The sequence below is a fragment of the Flavobacterium agrisoli genome (genome assembly GCF_016522065.1).
GTDB lineage: Bacteria > Bacteroidota > Bacteroidia > Flavobacteriales > Flavobacteriaceae > Flavobacterium > Flavobacterium agrisoli.
The window spans coordinates 703492-721480 of record NZ_JAEHFV010000001.1; the positions used below are offsets into that span (position 1 = coordinate 703492).

At 34.4% G+C, this 17989-nt stretch carries 12 protein-coding genes; 2 read left to right on the forward strand and 10 right to left on the reverse strand.

Translation table 11 applies throughout. The features are described 5' to 3' along the window. Nucleotides 1-42 precede the first annotated feature (42 nt). On the reverse strand, nucleotides 43-681 hold the full coding sequence (locus I5M07_RS02910; RefSeq protein ID WP_200104688.1) for a peroxiredoxin: 639 nt from the start codon (nucleotides 679-681) through the stop codon (nucleotides 43-45). Between the two features lie 100 nt (nucleotides 682-781). Continuing rightward, nucleotides 782-1693, reverse strand: a complete 912-nt coding sequence (locus I5M07_RS02915; protein ID WP_200104689.1) for an AEC family transporter — start codon at nucleotides 1691-1693, stop codon at nucleotides 782-784. A 154-nt stretch (nucleotides 1694-1847) separates the two neighbouring features. Between I5M07_RS02915 and meaB the strand changes: the two genes are divergently transcribed. Further along, nucleotides 1848-2924 carry a methylmalonyl Co-A mutase-associated GTPase MeaB gene (gene meaB / locus I5M07_RS02920; RefSeq protein WP_233621923.1) on the forward strand — a complete coding sequence of 359 codons (1077 nt, stop codon included), beginning with the start codon at nucleotides 1848-1850 and terminating at the stop codon, nucleotides 2922-2924. Between the two features lie 9 nt (nucleotides 2925-2933). Here the strand turns inward: meaB and I5M07_RS02925 are convergent, their stop codons facing one another. The 7 genes from I5M07_RS02925 to I5M07_RS02955 form a co-directional block, all read right to left on the reverse strand. Beyond that, entirely contained in the window at nucleotides 2934-4955 is a 2022-nt protein-coding gene (locus tag I5M07_RS02925; RefSeq protein ID WP_200104690.1) for a protein-disulfide reductase DsbD family protein, read from the reverse strand. A 111-nt stretch (nucleotides 4956-5066) separates the two neighbouring features. Next, nucleotides 5067-7856, reverse strand: a complete 2790-nt coding sequence (locus I5M07_RS02930; protein WP_200104691.1) for a M16 family metallopeptidase — start codon at nucleotides 7854-7856, stop codon at nucleotides 5067-5069. Nucleotides 7857-7919: 63 nt separating this feature from the next. Further along, nucleotides 7920-9053 carry a TlpA disulfide reductase family protein gene (locus I5M07_RS02935; RefSeq protein WP_200104692.1) on the reverse strand — a complete coding sequence of 378 codons (1134 nt, stop codon included), beginning with the start codon at nucleotides 9051-9053 and terminating at the stop codon, nucleotides 7920-7922. Between the two features lie 78 nt (nucleotides 9054-9131). After that, nucleotides 9132-10331, reverse strand: a complete 1200-nt coding sequence (locus I5M07_RS02940; RefSeq protein WP_200104693.1) for a TlpA disulfide reductase family protein — start codon at nucleotides 10329-10331, stop codon at nucleotides 9132-9134. A gap of 67 nt (nucleotides 10332-10398) precedes the next feature. Then, complete coding sequence (locus I5M07_RS02945; RefSeq protein WP_200104694.1) at nucleotides 10399-11802, reverse strand: RagB/SusD family nutrient uptake outer membrane protein; 1404 nt, start codon at nucleotides 11800-11802, stop codon at nucleotides 10399-10401. 18 nt (nucleotides 11803-11820) lie between these two features. Continuing rightward, nucleotides 11821-15330: a SusC/RagA family TonB-linked outer membrane protein gene (locus I5M07_RS02950; protein ID WP_233621925.1), complete on the reverse strand. Its 3510-nt coding sequence runs from the start codon at nucleotides 15328-15330 to the stop codon at nucleotides 11821-11823. Between the two features lie 194 nt (nucleotides 15331-15524). Then, a complete protein-coding gene (locus tag I5M07_RS02955) occupies nucleotides 15525-16691 on the reverse strand; it encodes a FecR family protein (RefSeq protein WP_200104696.1) in 1167 nt (388 codons plus the stop codon). A 237-nt stretch (nucleotides 16692-16928) separates the two neighbouring features. Between I5M07_RS02955 and I5M07_RS02960 the strand changes: the two genes are divergently transcribed. Further along, the gene (locus I5M07_RS02960; protein ID WP_200104697.1) at nucleotides 16929-17531 is read left to right on the forward strand and encodes an RNA polymerase sigma factor; all 603 of its coding nucleotides are present in this window, start codon (nucleotides 16929-16931) and stop codon (nucleotides 17529-17531) included. An 8-nt stretch (nucleotides 17532-17539) separates the two neighbouring features. On the opposite strand, the gene I5M07_RS02965 is transcribed toward I5M07_RS02960, so the two are convergent. Continuing rightward, nucleotides 17540-17899, reverse strand: a complete 360-nt coding sequence (locus I5M07_RS02965) for a hypothetical protein (RefSeq protein ID WP_200104698.1) — start codon at nucleotides 17897-17899, stop codon at nucleotides 17540-17542. Nucleotides 17900-17989: the final 90 nt, after the last annotated feature.

The window sequence follows — 17989 nt, forward strand, 5'->3', positions numbered from 1 at the left end:
CGAAATAGAAAATATTCGGAGTTTTTTGTTTTTTATTTTCTCTTATTTATTAGGTTGTGGAGTCATACGCAAATAAGGTTTTATTGGGGTATGTCCTTTAGGAAATTTAGCCGGAATATCCGCATCGGTAATAGCTGGAGAAATAACCACATCTTGACCATCTTTCCAATTTGCCGGAGTTGCTACACTGTAATTAGCTGTTAATTGCAAACTATCGATGACACGTAATAATTCATCAAAATTTCTTCCTGTTGAAGCGGGATACGTAATCATCAATTTGATTTTTTTATCATTGCCAATTACAAAAACCGAACGAACGGTAAATTTGTCGCTTGCATTTGGATGTAACATATCATACAAATTGGCTACTTTTTTATCTTCATCAGCAATAATCGGGTAATTAAGCGTAACACCTTGAGTTTCGTTTATATCTTTAATCCAATCTAAATGCGATTGTAAACTATCAACACTCAACGCAATTACTTTGGTATTTCTTTTTTCAAATTCAGGATAATAATTTGCCACTGTACCCAATTCGGTAGTACATACTGGAGTAAAATCGGCTGGATGCGAAAATAAAACGCCCCAAGAGTCGCCTAACCATTCGTGAAAATGTATTTTACCTAACGTAGTTTCTGCTTCAAAATCGGGTGCAATGTCACCTAAACGTAATGTTGCCATGATATTTTTGTTTTAAAATTCTTCTAAAATTAAGCAAAAATTCGCAATTCAATCGAAAGCAATTCATAAAATTAAGCAAAAGTTACACGCTCAAATTATGTTACAAATATTCTAAAATACAATACCAAAATCCTAAAGTTAGAAAGGAAATCGGAATACCAAAACCAATCATCATGCTACTTAATTTAGGTTTTAGGCCGTAATTGGAAGCCAAAATACAAGCCGTTACCATAGGAGCCATTGCCATTTCTAGCACCGAAACTTCCATTTTTAATCCTTTTTGATTCAGTACAAAAAAATACAAAACGAATAACAAAAGTGGCATTAACACTAATTTAAAAAACAAGCCAAGGGTTAAAAATTTAAAATGTTTGCTTTTGCTATCAAAACTCAACTGTAAACCAATCGAAAATAACGCTAAGGGAGTAACTAAACTTCCTATTTGTTGAAAAACCACTTGCAATTCATCTGTAAAATCAAAATGAAGCAAATTCATCAGAGCAGCGATACAAAAAGTTATAAAAGGCGGAAATAAAAGAATTTTTTTCATGATAGTTCCAACAGTAGTAGTACCTCTCGAATAAAAAATAGCCACTAAAACACCAAAAGTAGAAATGACCACAAAACACCCTGGCTGATCGACCAAAATGGCAATTTCTAATCCTTTTTTACCATATAAAGCTTCGATAATAGGAAAACCTAAAAAAGACGTATTACTAAATCCGGCCGTAATAATCAAACAACCGATGAGCTTTTTTGACCATTTAAAATAAGCGCCCATCATGGTAAAAAATAAAATCGAAAAGGCAAAACTAATCCAAGCCGCAGCAATAGGATACAACAAATCGGGAGCCCAATCAATTTTAGGAATGAAATACAAAGCCAATGCCGGCAAGCAAAAATAAATTACGAATTTGTTTAAAAATTTATAACTGTTTTTAGGGAAATTCGGAATTAATTGGCATGCAATTCCCAAAAGCAAACAAACAAAAATGACAATTAAATTTTTCATGAAGTGCAAAAAACAAAAATACAGTTTATAATCAGGATAAGCCAACTGAATAGTGTTGGATTTTCTTCTGAACAAAATTTTAATCTAGAGTGTCCACTTTATGTTTTTGCAATTGCACGCGTTTTACTTACTTTTACTATTAAAATGATTCATTTTGAAAGCGAATAACCCAAACAAAAAATCATCTCAAAATATTTCTCTTTCAGAAATAACTAATCCGAATGCAATAGCACAAATTCAGCATTTTCGAAAAAAAGAAATTTCGACTTCAGAATTAGTTAACGGCATTTTAAATCAAAACCGCACCGCCTTAAGTAGAGCCATAACACTAATTGAAAGTACGCATCCAACTCATATTGAAAAGGCCAATTCTATCATTAAAAGTTGTTTACCTCACGTCAATCAATCCGTTCGAATTGGGATTACCGGAATACCCGGTGTGGGCAAAAGTACTTTTATAGAGGCTTTGGGGATACACTTGACAAGTCTTGGAAAAAAAGTTGCCGTGCTGGCGGTAGACCCGAGTAGCGCCTTATCGAGTGGAAGTATTTTGGGCGATAAAACCCGAATGGAGGAATTAGCTCAAGATGCCAATGCTTTTATCAGACCGAGTCCTTCGGGCAGCAATCTGGGTGGTGTTGCACGTAAAACAAGAGAAACCATTATACTATGCGAAGCGACTGGATTTGATACGATAATTATTGAAACGGTGGGCGTAGGTCAAAGTGAAATTGCCGTTCATCGCATGGTTGATTTCTTTTTATTACTACAAATTACCGGTGCTGGTGATGATTTACAAGGAATAAAAAGAGGCATTATGGAAATGGCAGATGCAGTTATCATCAACAAAGCTGATGGAGAAAACAGCCAAAATGCCCAAGTATTACAAGCTGCTATTCAAAAAACAATTTCTCTTTTTCCGAAAAAAGATTCAGAATGGGTTCCTTTTGTAAGTTGTTGCAGTGCTTTACATAAAGAAGGTATTACTGAAATTTGGCAAACCCTTACCTCCTACTTTGAAACGATCAAAAAAAATCATTTTTTTGAAGAAAACCGAAAAAATCAAAATTTAGATTGGATGTACGAAACCATAAACGATGAATTATTACATCAATTTTACAACCAACCTGCTATTATAACCCAACTCGAAATCAATAAAAAAGCTGTTCAAAACAACGAAAAATCGCCTTTTGAAGCAGCTCTAGAATTAATTCGAATTTATAAAAAGTAAAAGAAGAATCTAATTTTTAAAATTCTTAATACCACTTTGCAGCCAATTGTAATATTCTGTTATATCTGGATTATAAGCAGAAGGTTCTGTTAAACTAGCACTATTATGATCTACGAGTACATAAAAAGGTTGAGCATTGGCTTTATAGGTTTTAATTTGAAAATCACTCCATTTGTTTCCAATAGTTTTGATTTTTTTTCCTGTGGTTTCCGAAACATATTGTTCGTTTTCCAGCAGCTCTTTTTTGTCATCGACATAGAGCGAAATCAAGACTAAATCATTATTTAACACACGAAGCACTTCCGAATCAGACCAAACCAGTTCTTCCATTTTTCTACAATTCACGCAGGCATATCCTGTAAAATCTAATAAAACGGGTTTTCCTGTTTTTTTGGCAAACTCCATTCCTTTATCATAATCATGAAAGGTTATGATATTGTGGGGACCGTATGCTGCACCTTCGGGCAATGTTTCGCTACTTGCTGTTTCCGTGTTTGCACCAATTCCATTTGGCGATTCGCTGTAGTGCATTGCCGGGGGAAAACCACTAATTAACTTTAGAGGAGCTCCCCAAAGTCCTGGAATAAGGTAAATAGTAAAAGTCAAGACAAGGAGTCCAAAACCTAATCTTCCAACAGAAATATGATTTAGCGGCGAATCATGTGGAAGTGTAATTTTTCCGAATAAATAAAAAGCCAAAGTTCCAAAAATAGCAATCCAGATGGCAAGGAAAACTTCTCTTTCCAGCCAGTGCAATTGCAAAACCAAATCGGCATTCGATAAAAATTTGAAAGCCAAAGCCAATTCTAAAAATCCTAAAACCACTTTTACCGTATTAAGCCAACCACCCGATTTTGGCACTGCATTGAGCCAACCCGGAAAAGCAGCAAATAATGAGAATGGCAGCGCAATAGCAATCGAAAATCCTAACATTCCAACAATGGGTGCAATACCTCCTTTTGAGGCTGCCTCAACCAACAAGGTTCCTACAATAGGTCCTGTACAGGAAAATGATACAATGGCCAAAGCCAAAGCCATGAAAAAAATACCAATCAATCCTCCCCTATCTGCTTGCAAATCGACTTTGTTTGCCAACGCATTTGGTAGCATAATTTCGAAAGCACCCAAAAATGAAATGGCAAAAACAACTAATAAAACAAAGAAAATTAAGTTGAACCAAACGTTGGTTGACAAGGCATTTAGTGAATCGGCACCAAAAATGGCTGTTACAATCGAACCTAATAAAACATAAATAATTACGATTGAAAATCCGTAAATCAAAGCATTTCTAATTCCAGCTGCTTTGGTTTTACTTTGCTTGGTAAAAAAACTAACTGTCATCGGAATCATTGGAAAAACACAAGGAGTAAGTAAGGCAGCAAAACCTGATAAAAAAGCAATAATAAAAATGCCTATTAATCCTCTAGATTCTGTTTTCTCAACGGGACTTTTGACTTCTTCAACTTTTGTTACTACTTTTTGTAATTCCGGCTCAACGACAGTTTCAACGACAGAAACCGAATCTGTTTTGGTCTCGCTCTTAACAACCGGTGTTTTTGAGATAACTGCAGTTGTTGACGATTTTGGCAGTTTAAAAATTAATTCCTCTGTAGATGGCGGTAGACAGTTGCTATCATCGCAGACCATAAACTCTACTTCGGCTGTAACTGTTGCAACTATTCCGGATTTCAATTTTATTTTTTGGGTAAAAAGAGCCTTTTTTTCAAAATATTTAATTTTCATGTCGAAAATTTTATCCACCACTTCATGCCCTTTTTCTTCGGTAGTTTTACCGATTAATTCATACTTTTTCTCCGAATTTGAGAAGGAAAAAGTAGTACGCACAGGACCTCCTTCTTCGATAAATTGCCCATACAAATGCCATCCTGATTGTATTTCTGCTTTTGCTTTTAAAACAAATTCTGTATCTGAGATTTTCTCTACAGACGTAGCCCATTTCACTGGATTGTACATCTGACCCGAAACCAAACTACCACATAAAAGAAGTAGCACTAAAAGATATTTTTTCATATTTTAATTTTAAAAAGAAGCTGCCTCAAAACCAAAAAATGAGACAGCCCTTAACAGCCTTTTACCTTATTACTAATTCAAAATAAATTCGGAAAAGACTCGAATTAAGTATTATTTCAATGGATTTCCTTCTTTGTCCAACGAACCCGATTTGATGATAATCATTTTGTCTAACTGAATGTATTTTTTGATAGCATCATTAACTTCTCGCAAAGTTGCTTTTTCGATATCTTTGGGGTATTGATCGATATAAGAAGGTTCTAGACCTCTTTCAACAAAACTCAAAATAGTTCTGGCCATACCGCTTGTAGTAGACATTCCTACTTTAAAACTCCCAATCAAATTTGATTTTTTATGCTCCAATTCTGTTGCGGTAATACCATCTTTTACCCATTTATCAACTTGAACCATTGTGGCATCCAATCCTTTTTGAAATAAATTGGGATTGAAAGACGCATTTACAAACCAGTAACCTCCCGTAGTAATATTCCCTCCCATTCTAGAAGAAATACTATACGTTAATCCATCATTATCACGAACGGTCTGCATCAATCGTCCAGCAAATCCGGCTCCTAAAGTGTAATTGGCAATGTAAAACGGAATATAATCGACATCGGCTCTTTTTAAACCGGTGTACTGTCCGATAAACAGCTCTGCACTTGGTTTTTCTGCAATGGTAATCACTTCGGTTTTTGCAGCAGCTTTTGAAGTTTCTTCAGCTTTTATGGTTTCATTTACACCACCGTTCCAATTTTTGAATGATTTTTTCAAAGAGGCATTCAAATTAGCTCCTTCGGTATCTCCTACAATTACCAAATGCATCGAGTTGGTTCCGAAATATTTTTTGTGAAACGCTTTTACTTCTTCTAAAGTGGCATTTTTGATATTCGCCAAATCTTCTTCAACACTTAAACTGTAATTTGGATTTCCTTTTGGATAAATGGCCTGAGATAAAGCGATTCCTCCTCTTTCGCCTGGATCATTTAAACTTTGCTGAATATTTCCGGTGAACTGCTGTTTTAGATTTTCAAATTCTTTTTGGTCGAATAAAGGCATACGTAACTCTTCTGCCAATAAAACAATAACCTGATCCAAATCTTTTTTCAAACATTTAAAACCAATATTAATTTTGGTGGTTGAAGCATTGACACTTAGATTCACTCCTAATTTTTGCAGTTTTTCAGAAAATTTAAACTTGTCATTAAGCGTCGTTCCTTTGGATAACATAGAAGCTGTTAATGACGAAATCATTGGATTTTTGGTTTCGTTTACAAAATTCCCTAAAGAAATACTTGCTGCCACGGTCACAAAATCTTTTGCCGATGTTTTTACTGAAACTACATCTATTCCCGCAACTTTTTCTCTTTTAAAAGCCGATGCTGTTTTTTCAATTACATTTTCGTCAAAAGTAATTTCTGATGCATTACTATTTTGTGTTAAAATTTCAGAAGAAGTTTTTTCATGCGAATGTTCATCTTCTGGATGTCTGTAATAAAACGGTTCTTTTTCAGGCATAAAGTTATTTACCTGAGTCGCATCTTGACTTTGCGAACCGGTTTGTTTCGGAATAAAATAACCCGTTGTACTTTGATCTTCTACTAAATATTTTTGAGCTACACGCAATACATTGGCTGGTGTTACTTTTTTCAATCGGTCAACTCCAGTAACAAAATCTGTCCAATCACCAGAAGCAATAGCCTCATTTAATTCTGATGCAATAACGCCAGAACCGTCACGACCTAAAATAGTCTGCGCGCTAATTTTGGCCACTACAAGGTTTACCTCATCTTGAGTAACGCCTTCTTTCTGAATTTTTGCAATTACTTCGCTAATTTTTGCATCGATATCTTCATGTTTTGAAGTGGTTGGAAAACCAACTCCAATGGTAAAAAGACCTACTTCTTTAAAGTTCGTAGCACTGGCATACGCATAAATTCCCATTTGGGTATCTACAAAAGTTTTGTTTAAAATTGCCGAAGGTCCCGAGCCAATAATTTGCCCCAAAATATTCAAAGCTGGTAAATCCTCATGCAGTGCTCCCGGAATTTTATAAGCTTTGTTGACCACACCTAATTCACCCGGTTTTTTTACCACAATTTTACGTGCCCCGTATTGTTCTGGTTCTTCGGTATAAGGTTGAGGCATTGCATTTGGCGCTTTCGTAATTTTACCAAAATATTTCTCAATCAGCTCTAAAACATTTTCTTTTTTAAAATCGCCAATAATGGTTAAAGTCGCATTATCAGGCCAGTAATAGGTGTTGTAAAAATTACGTAATACTTCGATTGGTGCATTTTCTATATCCGATTTCCAGCCAATTGTAGAATGGTGGTACGGATGCGCAATATAAGCTGAAGCCCATATTTCTTTATCAAGTAAACTGTTCGGATTATTTTCGCCTCGCTCAAATTCGTTGCGAACTACCGTCATTTCGGCTTCTTTATCTTCTTTCAATAATAAAGAATTTCGCATTCTGTCTGCTTCTATTTGCAGTGCCAATTCTATTTTATCACTTGGTAATGTTTCATAATAATTAGTACGGTCGTACCAAGTTGTTGCATTTAATTGCGCTCCTGTATTTTGTAAAACATCGGTTATAGATCCTTTGTTGCTTTTAATAAATGTTGGAGTTCCTTTAAACATTAAATGTTCTAAAAGATGTGTTGATCCTGTGTTTCCTAAAACTTCGTGTTTTGATCCTACTCTGTACACAATTTGAACCGTTGCAACTGGCGAAGCATTGTCTTGCAAAAGCAAAATATTCATTCCGTTTGGTTGGTACAAATATTCTTCTATACCACCTAACTCTTTTATTTTCTTGAAATTAACTAATTTGTTCTGCGCTGAAATAAGCGTGCAGAATGCTAGTGAGCAATAGCCCAAAAAGATGTATTTTTTCATTTTTTATGATTGAGGTTTTTAGCCCTTTCAGCTTTATTATGATTTGAAAGGGCATAAAAGTTATTATGATTTACTAAAAATTTCTTTGAGTTTTGATTGAAGTTCTTCTTCTCTAAGATTTTTGGCGACGATTTTTCCGTCAGGTCCAATTAAGTAGTTGGTTGGTACCAATTTTACTCCATACAAAACGGCTACTTCATTCTTCCAGCCTTTTAAATCCGAAACGTGTGTCCAAGTTAGTCCGTCTTTTTCGATGGCTTTTTCCCAAAGATTCTTTTTATCATCTAATGAAACGCCTAACACATCAAAACCTTTATCGTGATAGGTTTTGTAAGCTAAAACTACATTCGGATTTTCTTTTCGGCAGGGTCCGCACCAGCTTGCCCAGAAATCAACCAAAACGTATTTTCCTTTGTAATCAGATAATTTTACGATTTTTCCGTTGATATCAGTTTGCGAAAATTCAGGTGCAGTTGTGCCAACAGCTGTTTTTTCGTTTAATTTGATTCCTTCATTAATTTTTTTACCGAAATAAGATTTTTGAATCTCAGGAGTCAAAATAGCAAAATATTCTTTTACCTGTTCTGGAGTTCCGTAGGTTACCAAACGATCTTCTAAAACCAATGCTGCGGCAACCTTATCTTTATGTGATGTAATAAATTTGAAAGTCAGATCATCTGCCATGGTCTGTAAGTCTTTCCATTTTTTATCCATCATCGCTTGTTGCTCAGCTGTAAGTTTTACTTTTCCGTTTTGGGTTAAGGAATCAGATAGTTTGTAAACAGGGCCTGCAACATTCTGTATCTTTTTAAACTCGTTTTTATAATATGAACTATAAATAGAATCTTGAGTTGCTCCTGATAATTTCGCCATATAAACAGAATCTTTATGTGCCGTAAATCCAATTGTTTCATTAGATAAAACAAATATTTTTCCGTACTCCTGTCCTTTTAGTTTGATGCTATATCGCATTGGCTCTTCGACTTTTCCCGCAAAAGTAAATTTACCTTCAACGATTTTAGCAGAATCTTTCACTACGCTTTTATCACCATCAACAAATTCTAAATAAACCATTCCTTCTTTTTGTCCCGGAATGCTACCGTTGATAGTAAACCCTTCTTCTTTTTTTGAGCAGGAAGTAAAAGTGGTTACAAGCGCTAAAGCCAATAAACCTGATTGTAAAATTGTTTTTTTCATGTTATTATTTTTATATTTTTTTGCAAATTTTCAATCTTTCAATCTTTCAATTTTTAAATTTTTTAATCTTAAACAATATTATGATTTTAATAACTCTTTTAATTTAGCCTCTAAAGCTTCACCACGCAAATCAGTAGCTATGATTGTTCCGTTTTTATCCATTAGAAAAGTAGCCGGAATGGCTTTCACATTAAACGATTTACTCACCACATCGTTGTCTAACAAGTTTGGCCAAGACATATTTTCTTTAGTCAAAGCAGTATTCCAGGCCTTTTGATTGTCATCAGTAGAAATACTTAAAATTTCAAAACCTTTAGCAGCAAATTCAGTATAAGCTTTTTTTAGATTTGGAATTTCTTTACGACAAGGTGCACACCAAGAAGCCCAAAAATCAATTAAAATATATTCTTTCCTATTGGCAATATCTTTAATTGAAACCGATTTTCCTTCTTTATCTTTTAATTCAAATGCGGCTACACTCGTTCCTACCAATGATTTTGGATTTACCTCAGCATCAGCCAATTTTCCGTAATAACTGTTTTTAGCTGTTTCTGAGAATTGATCAAAAAGAGGTTTTTGTTGTGGCGTTAAATAAGAGAATTGAGACATCATGAAAAACGGTCCCCACCAAGAATCTTTATGACGTACAATTAAATCGGTCATGCTTTTTTCAACATTTGTAAAAAAAGCTTTTTCATCGGCCTCGAATTTTTTCCAAACCGGAAGATTTTGCAAGGAGTCTAACTTTTTAGTCTCTTTTTCTTTTCTGGCTTCACCAATTAATTTGCTTACTTCATCCGATTCTTTGGTATGATAAGCAGCGTAGGCTTTATCCAAATCACCTCGATAAGCCGTTTCTTTTTTAAAATATGCATCCGATTTAGAACCTGTAAAAACGGTATTTTTGAATGTTATTCTTTTATTTTCATCAGATCCCATCTCTGCATTTGAAGTAAGATTCATTTTAGAATTTTCGAGCATTACCGAAATAAAACCTTGATTTTTGCCAAAAACCAAATAATACAAACGTGGTTCGGCAAGGCTTCCTGAAAATACAAATTTCCCATTTTTAACAATAGTTTCTGCCACAGCAGGATCTGATGAATGCGTTGCACCTGGAGTTAATTTTACAGTAATTCCATCTTCAAGCCCCTTTATGGTTGCTTCAAGAGTATACGAAGAAGCAACTGATGTGATTGTTTTTTGTGCCTGAATATTATTTGAAATAACAAATAAACAGATGCACAATCCTACTATTTTAAATTTAATTGTGTTCATTTTTTGATTGATATATTATAAAAAAAGCTTCCCTTTCGAAAATCCTACTTAGGAAGCTTAGTGATTTTTATTTATCTACATTTTGTGTTAGGGTTCCATTACCCGGATTTTTTGTTGCCCCTTGTGGGAAAGGCATCGTCCACATGTGTGAAGTTGCCGATAAAGTATACGTAGTACCTCCTTCAACTTTAGACAAACTAAACGGATAAGTCCCTTCGGCATTTAAACGGCGTGCGTCTGCAAAAGGTATTAAGGTTAAAATAAGCTCGTTCCGTTTGGTATTGAAAATGGCATTTAAAGCAGTTGCTTTATCTGTAGTAGTAATATCGGCATAGTTTGCAGGTAAAATTCTGGTTTTACGCACTGTGTTCAAAAGCGTCAAAGCATCAGCTATTTGTCCTGCACGAGCCAAGCATTCGGCTTTAATTAAATACACCTCTACTGTAGTGATGCCTCCAAAATTATACATTCCAGATAAAGTAGAATAATAATACGTATCGGCACCAACAGTTCTTAATTTCCAACGTGATTTAAAGCGCACATCACCCGTTTCAAAGCGTGCTGCTCTATCAACCGGAATACTTAATTCTCTGCCCAACGAATAGCTAGAACCATGTCTAAACGTGTAATTTTCGGTATAGTTATATCCCATCGGAGAAGCTACTGTTGTATAGGAATTAGGCGTATCAATAATGGTCTTATTAGTATTATAAAACCCAACCCAATCGTACAATTTATTATTTTCAGCCAAAGCCAAATCAGCAAATTTTAAAGCTTCTGTATAATTATTCATTTGCAAATAAACACGAGCCGAAAAAGCGTAACCTGCTCCTAAATTGGGATGCAAAGCCGTTTGCGAAACCTTTGGCAAAAACGGTATGGCTTCGTTAACATCTTTCAAAATGAAATCATACATTTCCTGAATAGTAACTTGTTTGCTTGGCGCATTAATGCTGGCACTAGTAATCAACGGAACTGATAGTTTGCCCGCATTTCCTGTAGTATACGTATCGGCATAAAAATTCACCAAATTAAAGTACGACATGGCGCGCAACATTTTAGCCTCTGCCCAAACAATTCTTTTTTCTGCATCTGTAGCTTCAGTTGCCGTTAAAACATTTTCGATAATTAAATTGAAAGATGAAATTCCGGCATAACTTCTGTAGTATGTAGTTTCATCAGCCTGATTTAAATCGATACGATCTGCAGTTTCATCCCAAAAATAATTGGCATTTGTTAAACGGTAATAGGCTAAATTTGCCACCGTTTGAAAACGGTCATTCATTAAAGTTAAAGCCTGCTCAACATTCACCACTTGATTACCGTATTCATCTCGAATAAATGCCTCGTAATCGGCTAATGTGGTTGGTACTTTAGATCCTTTTGGCACATCATCCAAATAATTCTCGCAAGAGGCAAAAACTACTCCTAATGCTAAAACGCAAAGTATATTTTTATATATTTTTTTCATCTTGTAGTCTTTTTAAAATTAGAAATTAACATTTACACCCATTACAAAACTTGGAGACTGAAATCCGCCCAACATGTATTTGGCATCTCTACTTTTAGCCCAAGTGTATACATTTTCTGCATTTAAATTGAAGCGTACGTTATCTAGTTTTACTTTATTTATCAAGTTTTTAGGCATTTGATAAGCTAATGAAATATTACTCAATCTCACATTTGAAGCATCCAGAATATTGATATCGGCATAGCGGTAAATGTCACGAGAAGCATAATTAAAATCTGCTTCATATTCGTATACCGCACGCGGGATATTTGTAAAAGCTTCGTCTCCGGGATTCTGCCAACGATTTGCAATATCTTTATTAACCACAGTAATATCGGTAACATAACCACCCATAGCACTATTATAATTATTATTCAACATTGGTAAAAAAGTGTTACGCATTTTATGACCTAATTCATAGATAAACAAAGCCGAAAGCGAGAAGTTTTTATAGTTTACAGCAGTATGAAAAGAACCACTCTGTGTTGGCACTGTCGTTCCGTAATCTTCTATAGCTTCTAAATCGGCCGGGTTATAAATGACAGCCTCTCCCGAAGCATCATATACCTGAGGCAAACCAGTACTGCTTAAACCTGCCCATTTGTAACCATAAATAGAATTATAGTTTTTACCTACTCTTGGATAAGCTGATGGATAATCCAATTGTAAATAATACACTGGAGCTTCTACATCTACATAATCTACCTTATTTTTGTTGTAAGCATATAAAACAGAGGCATCCCAAGCAAAAGAAGGTGTTTTAATGATAGTTCCACTTAAACTTACTTCAAAACCTTTGTTGGTCATTTTACCATTATTTATTGTATAAGTTGAATATCCAAAACCTTCTGTAGGCACTCCGGTACTGCTTGCTAACAAATCATCTCCTTTTTTGTTATAGACATCAAAAGTTCCGTTTAAACGGTTTTGGAACATGGCAAAATCCAGACCAATATTGGTTGTCGTGGTTTTCTCCCAAGATAATTCTGGGTTTGGTCTGGAACTTACTGTTCCTTGTACTCCACCAACATTGTTATTTGTGTTGTAATAAGCGGTTAGATATGGCGCCGAATTTTTGGCAACATTACCACCAATACCATAGGAACCTCGTAATTTTAAAGTATTAACCCAATCTACATCAAAAAAGGATTCGTTGTTGATATTCCATCCAGCACCCGCAGACCATGTTGGTTTGTTTTGGTACTTATTATCGGTTCCCCAAAGATTGGAACGATCCCAACGCAAACTTCCAGTAAATGAAAACCTTCTGTCATACACATATCCAATAGTACTGTATAATGAAACATAACGGTTTAACAATTCTTTTTCGTTAGAAAAATCATTTATTGACATATAACCATTAAAAACATTTCCGTAAACTCCTAGTAAACTTGATTGATTGACAGGTTTAAAAGTCAAAGTTTGTTCGTCCCAACCATAACGAGTATCATCTCGGTATTCTACTTTGTTATGACGGATTTCCATACCTGCAATAGCAGAAACATCGTGTTTTCCGTTAAAAACTTGTTCAAAATTTAACTGTTGACGAAAATTATACGCATTGGTAAACTGATTCGTTTCTTTTAAAATATCACCATAAGGCAGGTTGTAAACGGCTGCATTATTGGCAATGGTTACCATTCCGTTTACCTGACTTCTTACACTATATGATTCTTTTTCTCTTGTATAATTGGTACGATCCACTCCGTACTCGTATTGAAACATGGCATTATAACTAAAAGCATGACTGAATTTTACATTAAATTTTGCAAAAGTTCGGTTTATGAAACTTTTAGTATTGCTTACATTTCTGCCCAATTCTTCCATCGGCGTGATGTCCATATTATATAAACCATAATTCTGCATAGATTGCAACGTAAAATTGTTATAACGTGAAGCTGCAATAGAAGTAAAATACGAACCATCATTGTTTACCAATTGGTTGTAAGGTTGAAATTTAAATCCTGGGGTAAAAGCATTATAATTCTGAAAATCACTGGTGCCAAAATTCATATAGGTTCCTAAATCCAAAGACAACCAACTGTTGATTTGTGTTGAATTTTTAAGGTTAAGACCCACGGTTTGGTTTTCAGAATAAATATCTTCTAATTTGTTGTCTTTGTAGGTTAAAGAAGCATTAAAACTATTGCTTTCGGATGCTTTTCCTAAACTGATATTGTGTTGTGTAGCAAACTGATCGCGTTTGGCATATCGCGCCACATCATCATAATATTTGTAACCTTGAGCAGCCAATTGATTCAGTTGATTGTTAGCCTCTGTTTGTGAAATAACACCTGAATATCCTTTCAAAATAGTTTGCATTCCTAAACTCGTAAAAGCAGCATTATTAAGTAAAGATTGTGCATAAGTGCTTGCATTTGCTCCCTGTAAATTAGGATTATTAGCAGCCCAACCTCTTTCTAAACCAATAATATCGGCAGAATCGGTTAGGTTATCTGTATAATTTCGATAAGGTGTTACGGTCAAATTACTAGAAAACGAGATATTGGTTTTTCCTGCTTTAGCCTTTTTGGTGGTAATAACCACAACACCATTCGCGGCGCGCGCACCATAAATAGAGGAAGCTGCAGCATCTTTTAAAACCGTAATCGTTTCAATATCTTCTAGGTTTAAATTTGGAAGGTTTTCTTCTAAATTAAATGTTGCATTATACTTTGTGTTTTCAATCGGAAAACCGTCTATAACGTATAAAGGAGTTGTGGTTCCCCTCATTGTTGTAGTTCCACGAATTTTCCCGTCTTGGTATCCTACAATACGACCTTCTAAAATTTTATCCAAACTGTTTAAACGTTGCTCTTTAAAATCTTCTGATTTTAATTTTGAGAAAGAACCCGTGGCTTGTTCAGCCGAAATGTTTTGGTAACCTGTAGTTAAAACCACTTCGCCAAGTTCAAATGTGTCTTCTTTCAAAACCACATTAATTAGACTTCTGCCCTCCACTTTAATTTCCTGTCTCACATAACCTAAATAGGCAAAAGCTAAAGTAGTTTTATCACTTACGGCAATAATCTGATATTCGCCATTAAAATCAGTTTGTACGCCTCTCCCTGAGCCGTTATCCGAAATAGCAGCGCCTACTAAAGGCATTCCTTTTTCGTCGGTTACTTTTCCTTTTACAATAAAATCGGGAGCCGCTTCTACAACATTTGTTTTGATAGCAACCTCTTTTTTAGGTGTTAAAATAATATGATTGCCCGATATTTTAAAATCAGTAGTTGAATTTTTAAAGACTTTAGTTAAAACGCCTTCAATACTTTCGTTGTTTGCATTCACTTCAATCAATCGATTTAAATCAACCGATTTTACATTGTATACAAAACGGTAATTGGTGGTGTATTCTATTCGTTCAATTACTTTTGCCACCGGGGTTGCAGCCACGTTAATTGACATCGTATTTTTTTGCGAATAGAGTCCGCTGGCACTCATAACGGTAATGGTGGTTAATAAAAATAAAGTTGTTAATTTCATCTTTAAATCAAAATTGAATAAAGGTTTGTTAAACCTCTTTAGGTTAACTGGTTTTTTCATACTTTTAAAATGTTTTTTGAATTGTGGTGTAGTTTTTTATATCACGATTATCATCCGGGAAATGTTGGCGCATTTTCCGGTTTTTTTTTAGATAAGCGCTAGTAAGACATTGTTTACTTCATAGGCAAATGATTTTATTGAATTATAACTTTGTTATTTTGAATTTTATATTTGATTGCAAAACTTTCATCTAAGTATTTTAAAACCTCATTTATCGATTCGTTATCAAAACGGGCGTTAAAAACTTCTTTCCCTAAAGTTTTGTTGTTGTTAATAAAAGTCACGTTGTAATGGCGTTCTAGTTTTTTGATAATCTCATTAAAGCTCGTGTTTCTAAAAACCAAACCGCCGTTAATCCAAGAGGTATAGGTTTCGGTAAAAACCGCTTGCGAATTAATTGCATTTTGCCCATTAGCAGACGTTCCCATAAAACCAGGTTTCAAAAACACCATATCGTTGTCCACTTTAGTTCCTTGATACAAACCTACTTTTCCTTCAACTAACACAACTTGGGCTTTACTATCATCAGGATATGCATTTACGTTAAATTTTGTTCCAAAAACCTCCACATTCATTTTGGTTGATTTTACGGTAAAAGGATGTTTTTTATCTTTAGCAACTTCAAAATATGCTTCGCCACTCACAAACACTTGTCTATCTTGATTTTTTAAAAAATGTACTGGAAAACGCAAAGTTGTTCCTGCATTCAAATAAACCTTTGTACCATCAGAAAGTTGTAAGTTAAAACGTTTCCCGTACGGAATTTTTAAGGTATTATAGACCAGTTTTTCGCCAACATCAGTCCCGTTATATACCAAAGTACCTTTGTTTTGTTTACCTACTATTTTTCCTGACACATTGGTAATGTTTTGAGTTTGATTCAGATTTATAGTTTGCAACTTTCCATCTTCTGTTTCTAACGTAATAGCTTCTTCTTTTGGCACTAATTGATTGGTTTGTACAATGCTTGTTTGAATATCATTTTGCGAAGCTGTATACCAATACACCATCATAAGTCCAACAACTAAAACTGCTGCATACTTATAATAAGCTGTAAGGTTACGCTTACCAGCAATCGGGCGAGTCGTTCTAATTTTTTGCAACAAAACTTTTTTGGCCGACTCTACATCGTAATCGGCCATTACAAAATCGGCCACATAATTCGTTTTTACAAAATCTTCGAATATTTTTTTGTTTGCTTCATTTGAGGATAACCAATAGGTAAGTTCGCTGATTTCTTCTAAATCGGCTTGATTGGTTACAAATTTCATGATTAAACGCTCTGCATTTTTAGAGGTCATATTTCCTTTTTTTACTATTATAACGAAGCAAAAAAACAAAACCCTAACAATTTGATAATGTTTTTTTGATTTTAGTGTATTTTTTTCATGAGCTTATAATTCGTATCAAAAAAAGCAATTTCAAACACTACTTTATCTATAGAATTAAAAACAATAAAACTACCTTTGCTGCTTCTTATAAATTAAAAAAAGCAATTTTAACAACCCTAAAAACTAAACTTTAATATATTTGTTTTTATGAAAAGGCTTGATTATAGTGAAAATGAAATTTTAATAAACTCACTCCGAAATGGAGATGAGCAAGCCTATATTTACCTTACTGAAACCTATTATAACAAACTTTGTGTTTATGCTAACAGCTTGCTCAAGGATATTTATAGTGCCGAAGATATTGTTCAAAATGTGCTTATTAAAGTTTGGGAACAACGCGAAAAATTGAAATCGGGACTTTCTTTGCAAAGTTTTTTATATAAATCGGTTTACAATGAGTTTATAGATACTTATCGTAAAAATCAATCTTTATTTGAACTTGAGAAAAATTATTTCGAAGCCTTAAATTCGGTTGTTCAGGAAGAAGACGCTGAATCCTTGCAACAGGCAATTAATGCAGTAAATCTTGAAATTCAGAATTTACCGCCCAAATGCAAAGAAGTCTTTATAATGAGCAAAAAAGAAGGATTAACTAATATTGAAATTGCCGAACATTTGGATGTTTCTATAAAAGCAGTTGAAGCGCAAATGACCAAAGCACTTTCACTTTTAAGAAAATCATTGCAAACCAAAATTACCAGTATTTTGTTTTTATTTTTTGGAAAACTAAAATCCAACTCAACAAACTAATTCCAAATTTAAGTATGCAATTCTGCACTTTTTAGTCGCATACCATACTCAGTTCCTAAATAAAGAGGATTCCCGTCTTTTTCCGACCAAAATCCATCGATTACATCTTTAGTGATACAACGGTATACTGCAACGCCTTTGTACGTTTTGCGGTCTTCGCCTTGGTATTTAAAATTGATTACCAAAATATTATCTTTAAAAAAACCTTTCCCCGTTTGAATTTGTTCGTTGTTGATAAACCATTTCGCTACAATTCTATTGGTTTTATCCAGCTCTAAATTTAAAATTCCTTTATACGTTATGTGTTGGTTTTCATCCTGATTACGGCCTTCAATAGCATAACTTCCTACCAAATCTTGAAGATTCATTTTATGTTTTCTTTTAAATAATCGTACAAAGTTAGTTGTTTTAAGGTCGATTTATTTACTATTATTTCAGTAAACTACGATAAGTATATT